3 protein-coding genes are annotated in these 15,716 nt (G+C 71.4%); all 3 read right to left on the minus strand.

Going from position 1 to position 15,716, the window contains the following annotated elements:
• Positions 1–253 precede the first annotated feature (253 nt).
• Positions 254–712, minus strand: coding sequence for an immunity 26/phosphotriesterase HocA family protein (locus AC16DP_RS08175; RefSeq protein ID WP_329731654.1), 459 nt, complete (start codon positions 710–712; stop codon positions 254–256).
• 3 nt (positions 713–715) lie between these two features.
• Positions 716–1,501 carry a hypothetical protein gene (locus tag AC16DP_RS08180; protein ID WP_329731653.1) on the minus strand — a complete coding sequence of 262 codons (786 nt, stop codon included), beginning with the start codon at positions 1,499–1,501 and terminating at the stop codon, positions 716–718.
• Between the two features lie 471 nt (positions 1,502–1,972).
• A complete protein-coding gene (locus AC16DP_RS08185; RefSeq protein ID WP_329731652.1) occupies positions 1,973–15,709 on the minus strand; it encodes a non-ribosomal peptide synthetase in 13,737 nt (4,578 codons plus the stop codon).
• Between the last annotated feature and the right edge of the window lie 7 nt (positions 15,710–15,716).

A 15,716-nucleotide genomic window follows, 5' to 3' on the forward strand; every position in this document is an offset into this window, starting at 1 on the left:
GCGGGATGGAAAGTTGACGACCGAGCCGAAGCCGGAGAAGTGAGAGGCACCAGCGTCGCTCCGCTCCGATGATCGGCTTCGCCCGGAACTGGTGATCGGCTTGAGCCGGAATCGGTGATCGGCTTCGTCCGGAACAAGTGATCGCAATGGCCGGAATACGCAGTATGCGTCACGCCGCGTCATCCACGGTGAGCAGTGGGATGCCGCGCTTCTTCAGTTCGGGAGCGCGGCGCCCCCTGCGAGTAAAGGCCCCCTACTGACTCAACTCCCTCTTGATGCGCTCTAGTACTGCGTTGGGACGCCCCATGAAGGCATCAAGCAGACGTCTTTCGACACCGTGCGGTTCCCAAACAGTCGCTGGCTCGAGCCCGATACATTCTTCGGGGGTCGCCTCTCTCGAATTGCCGAGGGTGTCGAAAATCCAACAACGCCGGAGTGGGCCCACTTCCATTCTGAATTGGACAATGGGTTGCGTCAGGCGCTCCTCAATCTCTCTCCACCCAATGAGCTCCCATGACTTCGGGTAGGGATGCTTGACCATGATCCTGAAGAGAACGGGCTCGGATGCGATCCTGTCCAGGTCCGAGTCTGGACTGGTGGTCCTGTGATTGTAGAAGGCATCAAAATGCAATTCGAGAACCCTTCCATAGCCGAAGGAGCCGTCTGGGAGGGGAATTCTCCAAAATGAACCTGGCTTATGCGTTGGCTGCATGCCCTAGTACCCTGTGTAACGGTGAAGTTCGCCCCAGCGAATCGTGGCAGCATCATGAAGCCGTCTGCCCCGAGGGTTGTCTTTTGACACTGCGCGCACGATGTTCTCGGTTCGATGGGGCTTGCCAGTGTCGGACTGGGCGCCTCCACTGAAGTCTATCAGTTGCTGCTCTCTTCCGCGAATCCGCCAATACGCAGGGTCATCATACCTCTGAGCGTAGTCGATGGCGGCTCCAACGTCGAACACATCAAGTTGTGCATCATCGAATGAAACACCCCTCGGCTCTTGGTTCTCGTCAATGTGATGATTCCTGTCTCGGAGCCTGATGGCCAACTGTGCCTGGAGGTCAAGGGGCAGGCTGAGGTCAACGACCATGCTGGTCCGGCCAGAGTAGTAGAGGTTGGTTGCCTCATTGAACTTTCTGTAGGCCGCATAGAGACGGCCGCGTTTCTTTTTGCTTTCTCTGGCGGATTCCGTATCTGGCCACTCACTGGGCGGAGCGCGGGGAGAAGACACCGACTCAGGTTGGGGCGTGGGCGCGCTTGTCTCTACTGACACCGTGCCATCAGGCGCATGGTGAATGAGGATCTCCATCTCGATGGTGCTCGGAGTCGCAGAGTCCTTTGGGGAATACCGGCCTTGAACCCATCCAGAAACATCTCCGAAGTGCGTGCCGTAGAACTTGTCCGCGACGTCGATAGGGGTCTGCTCACCGTCCACAACCGCTTTGATGGTGAAGCAAAGCAGCAGAACACTGCCTGCGGCCGCGGCGACCGCGCCACTCGTCACCAGGGATTCTCCTACCGCAGCGCCAGTGCCTGCTCCTGCCGCGGTCGTGCCGCCTTGCGGCACCGGGCGAAGCATGCCGCGGGGGACCCCATCTCCTGTGCCTCCGCCCGGAATCCCTCGCAGCGGTGGCCGGGAAGGGAGAAGTGGAGCCGTCGGCTGCCTCGCTCCCGGCGCAGGCACGGCGGCAGATGCTCCACCTTGTTCTGCCTTCTCGAAGCCGCTGCTCGGGACGTAGACGCAGTACCTTGTCTGTGCAGTGGCAGGGAGAGCGCTCCGGGGTGCGCTACTGCACCCCACGAGCAACATGCATGTCAGCAAAGCCACCCCTCTGGGCACTCGGCGCCTCCTGGCATGGGCTCAGCTCGCGAAGAGCCCCTCGCGGTATTACAGGGAGGCGGAGCGTGCCGTTCAAGACTCCGTAGCACGGCATGAGGGAAGGGCGGCCTGTGCAGCCGGGGGCGGTGCCTTCTTTCACTCCCCACTCACTCCGAGCACCGCGCGCAGCCGTGCCGCCATGGCGTCCACCTGCGGCGGGTGGATGCTCCCGACGTGGCTTCCCGGCAGGGGCACCAGGTCCAGTTGCTCCCGCTTCACGTACTGGTCCCAGCCGAGCGTCTCGTCGCGGATGGAGCGGGACTCCTCGCTGGTGAAGAGCATCACCCGGCCGTGGAGCGCCGGCACCGTCCAGCGCTGCACCTGGGGCACCAGCACCTCGCCGAGCACGTGCCACACGCGCGCCAGGTGCTTGCCGTCGAAGTGCGGCGCCACGACTCCGGCGTCACGGGCCCGCTCGGCCACCCGCTCCCATTGGGCGGCGAGGCTCATCCCGGCCAGCTCGCCCTCCAGCGTCTCGTCCAGCACGCCGAACTCCTGCGCCATCAGCCGCACGCCCTCCATCTGCTGGGGCGCGTGCGTGGCGAGCGCCGTGAAGGTGTCCAGCAGCGCCAGCAACTCCACCTTCTCCCCCGCCGCCTCGAGTGCCGCCGCCACGCCGAACGCCGCGCAGCCTCCGTATGAATAGCCGAGCAACCGGTACGGCCCGTGCGGCTGCACCGCGCGGATGTCCTTCACGTACGAGGCGATGCGCTCGTCGAAGGTGGCGAAGGGACGCGCCGCCAGCGTCTCCGGTGCCTGGATGCCGAAGTGGCGGAACTTCCGGCCCAGCCGCTTGATGAGCGGGTAGTAGTGGTGCAGCTCTCCGTCTCCCGCGTGCAGGAAGAAGAGCGCCGGGGCGTCCTCCGGCGTCTCCGCTCCCGACAGGTGCACGATGCTCGTGGGCGGCGGTCCGGCTTCCAGTTGCTCGCGCAGGGCCTCCGCCGTCTCACGCAGCACCGGGTACTGGAACAGCGTGGCCAGCGGCACCGGGATGCCGAACTCCTCTTCCAACCGTCCCAGCAGGCGCATCGCCAGCAGCGAGTCGCCGCCGAGCTCGAAGAAGTTGTCTCCGGCGTTGACCTCGGGCCGCTGCAGCACTTCCTTCCACAAACGCTGGAGCGCCATCTCCAGCGTGGAGCGGATGGGCATCTCCAGGGTTCCCATCGCCGGGGTCTCGGCGGGGGCCGGGGCCGTGGGGGCCGCTGCCTCCGGAGCCGGCAGCGCCTTGCGGTCCACCTTGCCGTTGTTGTTGACCGGCAGCCGCTCCATCACGACGAAGGACGCGGGCACCATGTACGTGGGCAGTAGCGCCGCCACGTGCGCGCGCAGTGCCTCCGCCCGCACCGCCGATGGGGCCTGCACCCAGGCGCACAGCTGCTGCATCCCCGTGGCTCCCGTGCGCGCCATCACCACCGCCTCCTCCACCTTGGGGAAACGCCGCAGGCACGTCTCGATCTCCGACAGCTCGATGCGGAAGCCGCGGATCTTCACCTGGTGGTCCGCCCGCCCCAGGAAGCGCAGGCGTCCATCCGGCTGCAGCCGCGCCAGGTCCCCCGTGCTGTACATGCGCGCACCGGGCTCGTGGGAGAACGGATCCGGCATGAAGCGCTCGGCCGTCATGTCCGGCGCGCTCAGGTAGCCGCGCGAGAGCGCCGCCCCGCCGATGTACACCTTGCCCGGCAGGCCCGGCAGCACCGGCTCCAGGTGCTCGTCGAGCAGGTAGACGCGCACGCGCGGAATGGGCCGGCCAATCGGGAACGTCGGCGCCGTGCCCACGCCCTCGGCACCCGGGATGTCACACGTGGCCGAGGTGATGGTGCACTCGGTGGGCCCGTACACGTTGACCCACGGGGCATGCGCGCCTCCCACGCGCACCCAGGACTCGAACGTCTCGCGCTTGAGCACGTCTCCGCCCGGCGCCAGCAGGTGCAGCTTCGCCGGCACGCGCTGGCCCTGCGCCTCCATCTCGCGCACCCACTCCTCGATGTACGTGGGCGGCAGGCTGATGACCGTGATGCCTTCCTGCTCCAGGTAGGGCGTCATCGCGTGCGCCGGCACGAGCCCGCTGCGCATCACCACCGTGGCTCCCACCACCAGCGGCGGGTACAGGTCCTCGGCGGCCGCGTCGAAGCTCAGCGGGGCGAACTGCAGCATCCGGTCTCCCGGCCGCAGCCCGAAGCGCTTCGCGATGGCCACGTTGTGGTTCACCACCGAGCGGTGCTCCACCATCACGCCCTTGGGCTCACCCGTCGAGCCCGAGGTGAAGATCATGTACGCCAGCTGCGCGTCGGATACCTCGCGAGGCCCGGGGACGAGCTCGCCCGGGACGTGCCCGGGCTGCTCGGGGACTTCCACCACGGGGGCGTAGTCGTCGTGCGTCTCCATCGCCTCCGCGTCCACCCAGAGGCGGCGCACGCCGGCCCGCTCCAGCACCGCGCGCTTGCGAGGCTCCGGCCAGCCCGGATCCAACGGGACATAGGTGCCGCCCGCCTTGAGGATGCCCAGCAGCACGGCCATGGCCTGCGCGGTGGGCTCCATCATCACGCCCACCCGGTCCTCGGGCCGCAGCCCCTGCGCGACGAGCCGGGCCGCCAGCAGGTTGGCGCGGGCGTTGAGCTCGGCGTAGCTCCAGGTGGTGGTGTGGTGGGCCACCGCGGGCGCGTCCGGCGAGCGGCGCACCTGGGCCTCGAAGAGCGTGTGGATGCACGCCCCGGCCGGGATGTCCTGAGGCCCGCCGTCGAGCGCCGCCAGCACCCGCGCCCGCTGCGCGGAGGACAGGAGCGACAGCCGGGACAGCGCCACGTCCGGGGCTCGCACCGCCTCGGAGAAGAGCTGCTCGAAGGCGCGGGCCATGCGCTCGGCCGTCTCCGGCGTGAAGAGCGCGCTGTCGGTGGCGATGACGCCGGAGGTGGGGCCCTCGGGCTTCTCCACCAGATGCAGCACCACGTCGTACGCCGGGATGATGCTCTCTCCCTCCAGCGTGGACACGCCGAGCCCCTCGAAGGCCGGAGCCCCGAGCGTGTCCAGCAGCAGCAGTGCCTGGGCCAGCGGCGGCGCCGAGCGGTCCGCGTCCGGGTGGACGGCGTCCGCGATGCGCTTGAAGGGCACCTCCTGGTGGGCGGTGGCGTGGACCACGGTGCCGTGCGCCCGCTTCAGGAGCGCGCGGAAGGAGGGCTCGCCCGAGACATCGGTGCACAGCGGCACCACGTTGGCGAAGTAGCCCACCAGCCGCTCCGTGCCCGGCAGCAGGCGGCCCGAGAAGGGCGAGGCCACCACCACGCTCGACTGGGCGCTCAGCCGGTGCAGCCACGCCTGCATGAGCGCGAGCATCGCGGTGAAGGTGGACACGCCCTCCTGCCGGGCCAGGGCCTTGAGTGCGGCCACGTCTCCAGTGCGCAGGGACAGCCGCACCGGCCGCATGTTGGCGTTGAGCGCGGGCGCCCGGCGCGGGAAGTCGAGCGGCAGATCCAACACCGGCGGCGCGTCCGCCAGCGCCCGCTTCCAGGACTCGAGGCCCTCGTCGAGCCGGCGGAGCTGCTCGGGCCGGCGCTGCCAGAGCGCGAAGTCCGCGTACTGCACGGCCGCGGGAGGCAGCAGCGAGGGCTGTCCGGCGATCGCCGCGCGGTACGCCTCCGCCCACTCACCCAGCAGGGCCTGCAGGCCCATGCCGTCCAGCACGAGGTGGCTCACCGCCGTGACGAGCACATGCCGCGTGCCCGCCTCGTCCAGCCGCACCAGCTCGAAGCGGTACAGCGGTCCCCGGAGTGCGTCGAAGGGCTGGTGGTCGTGCCGCGTCGCGATGGCGCTCGCCGCCTTGCGCGCCTCCTCGGGCGGCAGGTGCGAGAGGTCCGTCCGCGTGAGCACCGGAGCGCTCCTCGGGTTCACCTGGGCGAAGACGGTCCCCGCCTCCTGGGTGAAGGTGGTCCGCAGCGTGTCGTCTCGGTCCACCACGGCCTCGAGCGCCGCTTCCAGCTTCGCGACGTCGAGCGGGCCCTCGAGCACGAGCGCGGACACCACCACGAAGGGCGGGGCCTCGGGCAGTTGCAGCGCGTACCAGAGCCGCTCCTGCACCAGCGAGGCCGGGAGGCGCGCGGGACGCTGTCCGGACGGCTTCCACTCCGCTTCCCGACGGGGCTCGCTGCCGAGCAGGGCCGCCAGTCCCGCGACGGTGGGCGAGGCGAAGAAGGACGCGAGGGGCAGCTCGGCACCGAGGGCCTGGCGCACGCGCACCACCAGCCGGGTGGCGCTCAGCGAGTGGCCGCCGAGGCGGAAGAAGTCCTCGTCGCGGTGCACCGTGTCCACACCCAGCACCTGGCAGAAGAGCTGAGCGAGCAGCTCCTCCACGGGCCCGCGCGGTGGCTCACCCGTGGGCCGGGCCTCGGAGGCGTCCAGGGGCAGGGCCTCCAGGGCCTTGCGGTCCACCTTGCCGTTGGCGTTGAGGGGCAGGGCCTCCCGCGTGACGAAGCGGGAGGGCACCATGTACGCGGGCAGCGAGCGCGCCAGGGCCCGGGCGAGCGCGGTGCTCTCCACTCCGGGCCCGGCGGGAACCACCCAGGCCACGAGCTGCTTCTCTCCGCCGTGGAGCTCGCGTGCCAGCACGGCGGCGTCGCGCACCTCGGGCAGGGCGAGGAGGGCGGCTTCGAGCTCCGCCAGCTCGATGCGCACGCCGCGCACCTTCACCTGGAAGTCGGCGCGGGTGACGAACTCCAGCAGGCCATCGGCGCGCAGCCGGGCGAGGTCTCCCGTGCGGTAGAGCCGCTCTCCGGGCCGGGCACTGAAGGGGTGCGGCACGAAGCGCTCGGCGGTCCACTCGGGACGGCCGAGGTAGCCGCGGCCCACGCCCGCTCCGCCGATGAACAGCTCGCCCACCACGCCCACGGGCACGGGCCGCAGGGACTCGTCGAGGACGTACGTCTCCAGGTTGGCGCGGGGCGTGCCGATGGGCGTGCTGCCTCCCGTAGGAGCCGTGCGCAGGAGGTGCATCGTGGTGGTGTCCGTGCACTCGGCCGGCCCGTACACGTTGCCGAAGGACACCGCCGGGTAGCGCTCCAGCCAGGTGCGGCACAGCGCGGGCGGAAGCGCCTGCCCACCGATGAGCATCCACCGCAGGCGGCGGAACGTGGGCGCGTGGGCGGCGTCGCCCTCCTCCAGGATGGACTGGAGGACGGACGGCACCAGCTCGAGGAAGGTGGCGCCACAGGCGTCCAGCTCCGCGGCCATACGCGGCGGCTCGCGGACCACCTCGTCGTCGACGACGTACGTGGAGCCGCCGAAGGAGAAGGCCCCGAGCATCTGCCAGACGGAGATGTCGAAGCCCATGCTCGCCGTCTGGGACAGCCTGTCCTCCGGCGTGAGGCCCAGGTCCTCCTGCTTCCCGAGCGCATGGTTGAGCAGGCTCCGGTGGTCGATCATCACGCCCTTGGGCGTGCCGGTGGAGCCCGAGGTGAAGACGACGTAGGCGAGGTTGCCGGGCGTGGCGCGGCGGGGCAGGGGCTCGGGGCTCTCGGCGTCGAGTCCCTCCAGGGAGAGCACGCGAGGACGCCGCGCCTCGGGGAGGAGGGCCAACGCCTCGGAGAGCAGCTCACTGGTGCCGCCGAGCGGAAGGACGAAGGGCGCACGGCTCTCGGACAGCAACTGCGCGATGCGAGCGGCGGGCAGTTGTGCGTCGAGCGGCAGGTAGGCACCCCCGGCCTTGTGGAGGGACAGGACGGCGCGGATGAGCCCCTCGGTGCGAGGAGCGAGGACGGCCACGAGCTGCTCGGGACCGACGCCCTGGGACACCAGCCGCCGGGCGGCGCGATTGGTGTGGGCCTCGAGGTCTCCATACGTCCACTGTCCGCCTCGGAATGCGAGCGCCACGCGCTGGGGCGCGGTGCGGGCGTGGGACGAGAAGCGCTCGTGGATGCAGGTGTCCAGGGGCCAGTCGCGCGTGGCGCCGCGGGCGGCGTGGAGGACGTCCTGGCGCTCCTCGGGCGTGAGCAGGGGCAGCGTGTCGAGCCGCGCGTGGGGCTCGCGCAGCGCGTGGGTGAGGAGCTGGACGTAGTGGCCCAGCAGGCGCTTCAGGGTGCCGGCCTCGAAGAGCTCGGTGCTGTAGCGGATGGCGAGCTGGTAGCCATCGGGGCCCTCGAGGATGCCGAGGGAGAAGTCGAGCGGGCTGCTCGCGGACTCCACCGTGAGGGGGCGGCCCTGGAGGCCCGGGAGCGCATCGGCGAGGGCGTGCTCCACCCGGTTCAGGTCGAACAGCACCTGGAAGAGGGGCGAGTGGCTCGGCGTGCGCGGGACGTCGAGCGTCTGCACGAGGCGCTCGAAGGGAACGTCCTGGTGGGAGATGGCCTCCAGGGTGGTGGCACGCACCTGGGAGAGCAGCTCGGCGAAGGAGGCGGAGGGCTGGAGGCGGGTGCGCAGCACCAGGGTGTTGACGAGCAGGCCGACGGTGTCCTCGGTGGCCGGGTGCGAGCGGCCCGAGACGGGCGTGCCGACGCAGAAGTCCGTCTGCTGGGAGTAGCGGTGGAGGAGTGTGGCGAACGCCGCGTACAGCACCATGAAGGGCGTGGCCTGGTGCTGGCGGCAGAAGGCGCGCAGGGCGTGGACGAGCTCGGAGGGGAGCGCCTGGTGGCCCGTGAAGCCGCCCTGATGCGAGAGCACGGCGGGACGGGGCTTGTCGGTGGGGAGCCGCAACAGTCCCGGCGCGCCCGTGAGCTGGCGCTTCCAGTACTGGAGCTGGGCTTCCTCGCGCGCACGCACGGGCGCGGTGCGCTGCCACGCGGCGATGTCGCTGGAGTCCAGGCGCACCGGTGCCAGCGAGGGCGTGCGGCCCTGGCCGAGCGTCCGGTACGCCTCGGCCAGCTCGCGCACGAGGATGTCCAGGGACAGGCCATCCACCAGCAGGTGGTGGAAGACGAGCAGCAGCACGTGGCGCTCGGGGCCCGTGCGCAGCAGCCGGAAGCGGTAGAGCGGGCCCTCGTCCATGGAGAAGGGCCGGTGCACCTCCTCGCGCAGCCAGTGGGCGAGCCGTTGCGGCGTGGCGGCTCCGTTCCACTCCTCGGCGAGCAGGAGCCGGCCGGGCAGCGGCTGGAGGACGGGCTGGGGCTGTCCCTCGCGGGACGGCACGGCCAGCCGCAGCACGGGGTGACGCTCCAACAGCCAGCGCAGCGCCGCCTCCAGCGTGTCCTCGTCCAGCGGGCCCGTCAGCTCGACGGCCTCGGGGATGTGGTAGGCGCCGGAGTCCGGGTGGAGCTGCTGGATGAACCACATCCGCTCCTGCGAGAAGGACAGCAGCGGCGGAGCGCCCGCGGGGCGGGGCGTGGGGGCGGGGAGATCCTCGGCGGCGGTGCCCCGGAGCTTCGACAGCGCGCGCGCCAGTCCCGCGATGGACGGAGCGGAGAAGAAGGCGGCCAGGGGCAGCTCGGCGCCGAAGGCCTGACGGATGCGGGCCACCAGCCGGGTGGCGCTCAGCGAGTGGCCGCCCAGCTCGAAGAAGTCGTCGTCGCGGTGCACCTTCTCCACGCCCAGCACCTGGCAGAAGAGCTGGCCGAGCAGCTCCTCCACGGGGCCTCGCGGGGCCTCGCCCGAGGGGGCTGCCTCGCTGGCGTCCACCGGCAGGGCGAGCAGCGCCTTGCGGTCTACCTTGCCGCTCGTGGTGAAGGGCAGCTCGGGCAGCGAGACGAAGCGCGAGGGCACCATCGCCTCGGGCAGCGACGCGGAGAGCCCCTCGCGGAGACGGGTCACCTCGCGGGCCGCGTCTCCCTCCAGCACGAGGAAGGCCTCCAGCCGCGCGTCCTTCTGGCTGCCGCGCACCACCACGGCCGCCTTGCGCACGCCGGGCTGGCGCAGGAGGGCGGCTTCCACTTCCTCCAGCTCGATGCGCACGCCGCGCACCTTCACCTGGAAGTCCGTGCGGCCCAGGAAGCTCAGCGTCCCATCCTCGTTCCACCGGACGCGGTCGCCCGTGCGGTACAGGCGGGCGCCGGGGTCACCGGAGAGGGCATCGGGCACGAAGCGCTCGGCCGTGAGCTCCGGGCGCTCGCGGTAGCCGCGCCCCAGGGGCGTGCCGCCGATGAACAGCTCACCGGGCACACCGGGAGGAACGGGCTCGCCGCGCGCATCGAGCACGTAGATGCGGCAGCGGTCCAGCGGGCGTCCCAGGCGCACGGGCTCGCCGAGCCGCATGCGTCCCGCGACGACGTTGATGCTCGTCTCCGTGGGGCCGTACGTGTTGACCAGCTTCGTCCGCGTCAGCGCGAGCTGGCGTACCAATGGGTCGGGCAGCACCTCGCCGCCGGTGACGAGCACCTTCAGCGAGCGGAAGGCCTCCAGCGCACCGGGCTCCTCCAGCGCGGTGGCCAGCGAGGAGGGCGTGATGACGACGTGCGTGACGCCGTGCTGGACCAGGTCGCGCCCCAGCCCGAGCGGGCCCACCTCGCGCAGCACGGTGCGCGCGCCGCGGGTGATGCTGAAGAGCAGCTCCTCCAGGTGGATGTCGAACGAGAGGCTTCCGGAGGAGGCCCAGCAGTCACCCGGCTGCGTCTCGTAATACGGATCGAAGGCCGCGAAGCAGTGGACGACGTTGCGGTGGGTCAGCTCCACGCCCTTGGGCTCACCCGTCGAGCCGGACGTATAGAGGAGGTAGGCGAGGTTCTCGGGGCGGGCCCTCGGCCAGGGCGTGGAGGACGGGAGCACCGTCTGGCGCACGGCCACCGGATCCACCATGGGCACGCCTATCTCCACGCCGTCGAACAGCGCGGGCCGGGAGACGACGAGCCGTGCACGGGCCTGCCGCAGCAGCGCGGCGCGGCGGCTCGCGGGATGCGAGGCCTCCAACGGGAGACACCCGGCGCCGCTCATGAAGATGGCCAGCAGCGACACCACCGCGTCGAGCGAGCGCTCCAGGCACAGGCCCACCACGGTCTCGGGCCGGGCGCCCGCGGCCACCAGGTGCGCCGCGAGCCGCGAGGCCCGCTCGGACAGCTCGCGGAAGGTGAGCGTGCCCTCGGGGGCCACCACCGCCGGAGCGCCCGGGGTGCGCGCCACCTGGGCCTCGAAGAGCGAGGCGATCGTCGCCTCGATGTCGAAGGGCCGCGCGGTGTCGTTGAAGGTGAACAGCACCTGTTCGCGCTCGGCGGGGGACAGCAGCGGCAGGGCCTCCACGGCCGTCCGGGGCTCGGCCACGGCGTGCCCCAGCAGGCGCAGGTAGTGCTCCAGCATGCGTTGCACGGTGCCGGCCTCGAAGAGGTCGGTGCTGTACTGGATGAAGAGCTCGTAGCCCTCGGGGCGCTCGACGACGCTGAGGGACAGGTCCAACAGGCTGCTGAGCAGCTCCTGCTTCAGCGAGCGCGTCTGGAGGTTCGTGAAGGCCCCGGCCAGCGGGTTGTCCACCCGGTTGAGGTCGAACATCACCTGGATGAGGGGCGAGTGGCTGGGCGTCCGGTCCACGCCGAGCGCGCCGACGAGGCGCTCGAAGGGGACGTCCTGGTGGGAGATGGCCTCCAGGGTGGTGGCGCGCACCTGGGAGAGCAGCTCGGCGAAGGAGGTGGACGGCCCGATGCGGGTGCGCAGCACCAGGGTGTTGACGAGCAGGCCGACGACGTCCTCGGTGGCGGGGTGGGATCGGCCCGAGGAGGGGATGCCGACGCAGAAGTCCTCCTGGCCGCTGTAGCGGTGGAGGAGCGAGGCGAAGGCCGCGTACAGCACCATGAAGGGAGTCACCTGGTGCTGGCGGCAGAAGGCGAGCAGCGCCTGGGAGAGCGCGGGAGGCAGCGGGTGGTATCCGACGAAGCCGCCGCGGTGCGACAGCACGGCCGGGCGGGGCTTGTCGGTGGGGAGCTGCAGCAGGCCCGGGGCGTCCTCGAGCTGGCGCTTCCAGTAGCCGAGCTGCGTCTCCTCGCGGGCGAGCACGGGCGCGGTGCGCTGCCACGCGGCCACGTCGGCGTGCTGGAGGCGCACGGGCGGGAGCGCGGGTTGCTGGCGCTGGTGGAAGGCGGACCACGCCTCGGCCAGCTCTCGCAGCAGGAGGTTGAGGGACAGGCCATCCACCAGCAGGTGGTGGAACACGAGCAGCAGCACGTGGTGCTCGGGGCCGAGCTTCAACAGCCAGAAGCGGTAGAGGGCGCCGGCCTCCAGCGAGAAGGGCTGGTGCACCTCACCGCGCAGCCGCGAGGCCAGCCGCTCCCGGGCGTCGGGCAGTCCCTCGAGGGACTCGACGCGCAGGGGCTCCTGGGGCACGGGCAGGACGACGGGGTGGGGCTGTCCCTCGCGAGACGGGATGAACAGGCGGAGCACCGGGTAGCGCTCCAGCAGCCAGCGCAGCGACTGGCGCAGGGCCTCGAGGTCCAGGGGGCCCGTGAGCTCGATGGCCTCGGGGGTGTGGTAGGCGCTGGAGTCCGGCTGGAGCTGCTGGATGAACCACAGCCGCTCCTGCGCGGAGGACAGCACGGGAGGCGAGCCCTCCGGACGCGGCGTGGGGGCGGGGAGGCCCTGGGCGCTGGTGCCCTGGAGCTGGGACAGCTCGCGCGCCAGTCCCGCGACGGTGGGCGAGGCGAAGAAGGCGGGGAGCGGCAGCTCGGCGTCGAAGGACTGGCGGATGCGGGCCACCAGGCGGGTGGCGCTCAGCGAGTGTCCGCCGAGGTGGAAGAAGTTGTCCTCGCGGTGCACCTTCTCCACGCCGAGCACCTGGCGGAAGAGCTGAGCGAGCAGCTCCTCCACGGGCCCGCGCGGCGGCTCCCCGGAGGACTGGGACTCGGCGGAGTCGAGGGGCAGGGCCTCCAGGGCCTTGCGGTCCACCTTGCCGTTGGCGTTGAGGGGCAGGGCCTCCAGCAGGAGGAAGCGGGAGGGCACCATGTACCCGGGCAGCGAGCGCGCCAGGGCCTGCTGCAGGGACGCGGGGCTGGTGCCGGCCCGGGCCGGGGCCACGAAGGCCACGAGGAGCTTCTCGCCAGGGCGCACCTCGCGGGCCAGCACGGCGGCCTCGCGCACCTCGGGGAGCGCCTGGAGCGCGGCGTCCACCTCGGCCAGCTCGATGCGCACGCCGCGCACCTTCACCTGGAAGTCGGCGCGGGTGACGAACTCGAAGAGCCCATCCGCGCGCAGCCGGGCGAGGTCTCCGGTGCGGTAGAGCCGCTCTCCGGGCCGGGTGCTCAGCGGATGCGGCACGAAACGCTCGGCGGTCCACTCGGGATGATCCAGGTAGCCGCGGCCCACGCCCACGCCGCCGATGAAGATCTCTCCCACCACGCCCACGGGCACGGGCTGGAAGGCCTCGTCGAGGAGGTACACCTCCAGGTTGGCCTTGGGCGTGCCGATGGGCGACCAGGTGCCCGCCGGGGCCTCGTGCGGCGTGCGCATGTAGTGGTGCGTGGCGGTGTCGGTGCACTCGGCCGGGCCGTAGGCGTGCACCATCCCGATGTGCGGGAAGCGCGCGAACCAGGTGCGGCACAGCGAGGACGGGAGCGCCTGTCCGCCGAGGAGCTGCCAGCGCAGACGGCCGAGGCTGTGCACGTTGGCGGCCTCGAGCTCCTCCAGGAAGTTCTGGAAGACGGGCGGCACCATCTGGTGGACGGTGGAGCCGGCCTCCACGAGGGCCGCGGCCAGCTTCAGGGGCTCGCGGATGACGTCGTCGTCGAAGACGTAGGTGCCGCCGCCGAAGCACAGCGGGCCGATCATCTGCCAGATGGAGATGTCGAAGCCCATGCCCGCGGTCTGGGACAGGACGTCGTCCGGGGTGAGGGCGAGGTCCTCCTGGAGCCACAGGGCGTGGTTGAGCATGCCCCGGTGGTCGCACATGACGCCCTTGGGCGTGCCGGTGGAGCCGGAGGTGAAGACGACGTAGGCGAGGTTGTCCGGCGTGGCGCGGCGGGGCAGGGGCTCGGGGCTCTCGGAGTCCAGCGCCTCCAGCGACAGTACATGGGGCCGCTGCGTTTCGGGGAGGAGCGCCAGGGCCTCGGAGAGCAGGGCCCCGGTGTCACCGAGCGGAAGCACGAAGGGCGCGCGGCTCTCGGCGAGCAACTGGGCGACGCGGGCGGCGGGCAGTTGCGCGTCGAGCGGCAGGTAGGCGCCGCCGGCCTTGTGGACGGAGATGAGGGCGCGAATCAGGCCCTCGGAGCGAGGGCTGAGGACGGCGACGATGCGCTCGGGGCCGACGCCGTGGGACACCATGCGGTGGGCGGCGCGGTTGGTGTGGACCTCGAGCTCCCCATACGTCCACCGGCCTCCGCGGAAGGCGAGCGCCACGCGTTGGGGCGCGGTGCGGGCGTGGAGCGGCAGGTACTCGTGGAGGCAGGTGTCCAGGGACCAGTCGCGCGTGGAGGGGCGGGCGTGGTGGAGGACGGCCTGGCGCTCCTCGGGCGTGAGCAGTTGCAGCGTGTCCAGCCGGGCCTGGGGCTCGCGCAGCGCGTGGGTGAGGAGCTGGACGTAGTGGCCCCGCATCCGCTCCACGGTGGCGGGGGTGAACAGGTCCTCGCAGTAGCGCAGGAAGACGTTGAAGCCGCGGCTGCTCTCGTAGACGGAGAGGGACAGGTCGAACTGGCAGGCGCGGGTGTCCACGCGCACCGGCCGCGTCTGGAGTCCCGAGGCGGAGAGCGCATCCGCCAGCGAGTGCTCCACGCGGTACAGGTCGAACATCACCTGGAAGAGGGGCGTGTGGCTGAGGCTGCGCTCGGCGCCCAGGGCGCTGACGAGCCGCTCGAAGGGAACGTCCTGGTGGGCGAGCGCCTCCAGGGTGGTGGTGCGCACCTGGGCCAGCAGGGAGGAGAAGGTGCTGGAGGGCGCGACGCGGGTGCGCAGCACCAGGGTGTTGACGAAGAGGCCGACGAGCCCCTCGACGGACGGGTGGGTGCGGCCGGAGACGGGCGTGCCGACGCAGAAGTCCGTCTGCTGCGAGTAGCGGTGGAGCAGCGCGGAGAACGCCGCTTGGAACACCATGAAGGGGGAGACCTGGCGCTCGCGGCAGAAGGCGCGGACGGACTCGGTGAGCGCGGCGGGCAGCGGGAGCAGCGGTGTTTCCGCGCCGCGGGTGGAGCGGATGGCGGGCCGGGGCAGATCCATGGGCAGCTGCAGCAGGGCCTGCGCGTCCGCGAGCTGGCGCTTCCAGTAGTCCAGCAGCTCGGTCTCGCGGGCGGAGACGGCGGGCAGCCGCTGCCACGCGGCGAAGTCGGAGTACTCGATGGCCACCGGAGGCAGCCGGGGCTCCTGCTGGCGGGCGAGCGCGGCATGCACCTCGCCCAGCTCGCGCATCAGCACGTTGATGGACCAGCCGTCGAAGACGATGTGGTGGACCACCAGCAGCAGGACATGCCGCCGCGGGGACACGCGGAACAGGCGGAAGCGGTAAAGCGGGCCGTGCTCCAGGTCGAAGGAGCGCGTGGCCTCCTCGCGCAGGCGGCGGGAGATGCGTGCCTCGAGCCCCTCACCGTCCGCCTCGGGCGCGAGCTCCTCCACCTCCAGCACGCGCGCGGGCACGTCCTGGAAGGCGAGCCGGGGAAGGCCCTCGGAGGTGGGGAAGGTGGCGCGCAGGGCCGTGTGCCGCGCGAGCAGGTGACGCAGCGCCGCGTCGAGCACGCCCGCGTCCACGGTGCCGTTCAGCTCGGCGGCCTCGGGCACGTTGTAGGTGGCGGCACCGGGCTGGAGCTGGTGCAGGAACCACATGCGCTCCTGCGCGAAGGACGGAACGGGGGCCTCGTCCGCGGGGCGCCGCACGGGCCCCGTCGCGAGCGTCAGGTCACCGGTGCCCGGGGTGCCGGCGCCCGGAGCGGCGGGGGGATTGCCTCGCTCCAGGAGCTGCTTGAGCAGCGCGCGCTTCTCGGCGGAGGACAGGGCATCGAGGTTCTTCGGGGAGGCCATGGTCGGG

Source organism: Archangium sp., from assembly GCF_057119385.1.

Coding starts and splice junctions, on each gene's coding strand:
- AC16DP_RS08175 (WP_329731654.1), bottom strand. CDS start 712: ATGCAGCCAACGCATAAGCCAGGTTCATTTTGGAGAATTCCCCTCCCA.
- AC16DP_RS08185 (WP_329731652.1), bottom strand. CDS start 15,709: ATGGCCTCCCCGAAGAACCTCGATGCCCTGTCCTCCGCCGAGAAGCGC.